2 protein-coding genes are annotated in these 2148 nt (G+C 64.6%); both read left to right on the top strand.

All coding sequences use genetic code 11. The annotated features are described in order from the left end of the window. Positions 1 to 83: 83 nt before the first annotated feature. Complete coding sequence (locus tag EOA75_RS32195) at positions 84 to 863, top strand: SDR family oxidoreductase (RefSeq protein WP_067328390.1); 780 nt, start codon at positions 84 to 86, stop codon at positions 861 to 863. Between the two features lie 161 nt (positions 864 to 1024). Continuing rightward, positions 1025 to 2148, top strand: a 1124-nt coding sequence (locus EOA75_RS32190) for a malic enzyme-like NAD(P)-binding protein (protein ID WP_281058592.1), incomplete at its 3' end; no start/stop codon positions are given.

The following is a 2148-nucleotide window of genomic DNA, read 5'->3' as shown; positions in this document are numbered from 1 at the left end:
GAGACAGTGCAACAACCGTATGACGGTTGCGGTTGGTCCAGCCTAGGCGCTAGCTTGCCGCCCTCGAAAAAGGAGAAATCAGCATGGATCTCGGCATTCGCGGCAAGAAGGCCATCGTCTGCGCCTCGAGCAAGGGACTGGGGCGCGGCTGCGCGATTGCGCTGGCCGAAGCCGGCGTCGACCTTGTCGTCAACGGCCGCAACGCCGAGCTGTTGGCGAAGACGGCGCAGGAAATCCGCGAAAAATTCGGTGTCGAGGTGATCGAGATCGCGGGCGACGTCTCGAAGCCGGAAGTGCAGAAGGCATTGCTTGCCGCCTGCCCCGCCCCCGACATCCTGGTCAACAACAATGGCGGCCCGCCGCTTCGCGATTTCCGCGAGCTCGACCGCGCGAAAATCCTCGAAGGCGTGACGCAGAACATGGTGACGCCGATCGAGCTGATCCAGGCGGTCATCGACGGTATGGCCAAGCGCGGCTTCGGCCGCATCGTCAACATCACATCGCTGTCGGTCTATGTGCCGATCCCGGGCCTCGACCTGTCGTCGGGCGCCCGCGCCGGCCTGACCTCGTTCCTTGCCGGCGTGGCCCGCACGGTGATCGACCGAAACGTCACCATCAACAGCCTATTGCCCGGCAAGCTCGACACCGACCGGTTGCGAGGCCCGCACGAAGCCGGCACGCCGGAAGACCCCGCAGCGGCCGCCGCGCGCAAGGCCCGCATCAGCGCCGACGTACCGGCAAAGCGCCTCGGCACGCCGGAAGAGTTCGGCCAGATCTGCGCCTTCCTGTGCTCGGTTCATGCCGGCTATCTCACTGGACAGAACATCCCGGTCGACGGCGGCCTCTACGTCAGTGCGTTCTGACGAGCTTCGTCGATCCGCCGCAAGTTTCCGAGCCAACAGGCTGAAATGGATTGATTATCTTCGCCTCGGCATCGTGAATGCCAGGGCCGACATTTGGCGTCGCGAAGAATCGCCGCTGCATGCTAAAAGGCTCGAAAGCAAGAAGCGCAGGAGGGCCGCGAATGGACGGCGAGAGCAAGAAAACGGCCCGATCGGACCTTGATGAGGCCGCGCTCTTCTTCCACAAGCACCCCACCCCGGGAAAGCTCGAGATCCAGGCGACCAAGCCGCTGGGCAACCAGCGCGACCTCGCGCTTGCCTATTCGCCGGGCGTTGCCGCTCCTTGTCTCGAGATCCGGGACGATCCCGCGGCCGCCGCCGACTACACGGCGCGCGCCAACCTCGTCGGCGTTGTCTCCAACGGCTCGGCGGTGCTTGGGCTGGGCAATATCGGCCCGCTCGCCTCCAAGCCGGTGATGGAAGGAAAGGCGGTGCTGTTCAAGAAATTCGCCGGCATCGACGTGTTCGACATCGAGATCGATGCTCCCGAGATCGAGCGCATGGTCGAGACGGTGGCCGCGCTCGAGCCGACCTTCGGCGGCATCAATCTCGAGGACATCAAGGCGCCTGAATGCTTCGAGGTCGAGGAGCGGCTGAAGGACCGCATGGGCATTCCGGTTTTCCATGACGACCAGCATGGCACGGCAATCATCGTCGCCGCCGCGGTGCTCAACGGGCTGGAATTCGCCGGCAAATCGATCTCCGACATCAAGATCGTCACGTCCGGCGCGGGCGCTGCGGCGCTCGCCTGCCTCAACCTTTTGGTCTCGCTCGGGGCCAAGGTCGAAAACATCTGGGTCACCGATCGTTTCGGCGTCGCCTACAAAGGCCGGGTCGAGGAGATGGACCGCTGGAAAGACCCTTATGTGAAGGACACCCAGGCGCGCACGCTGACCGATGTCATCCCCGGCGCCGACGTCTTTCTCGGCCTGTCCGCCGCAGGCGTGCTGAAGCCAGAACTCCTGCAGCACATGGCGCCGAAGCCGCTGATCCTGGCGCTCGCCAACCCGACGCCGGAGATCATGCCGGAGGTTGCGCGCGCGGCACGGCCCGACGCCATGATCTGCACCGGGCGCTCCGATTTTCCCAATCAAGTCAATAACGTGCTCTGCTTTCCTTACATCTTCCGCGGCGCGCTGGATTGCGGGGCGAGCGCCATCAACGAGGAGATGAAGATGGCCGCGGTCAGAGCGATCGCGGCGCTGGCCCGCGAGGAGCCATCGGACGTCGCCGCCCGCGCCTATTC

Source organism: Mesorhizobium sp. M1A.F.Ca.IN.022.07.1.1 (genome assembly GCF_003997575.1).
In the GTDB taxonomy this organism is placed as follows: domain Bacteria; phylum Pseudomonadota; class Alphaproteobacteria; order Rhizobiales; family Rhizobiaceae; genus Mesorhizobium.
This window is presented reverse-complemented; position numbering and strand designations above follow the sequence as displayed.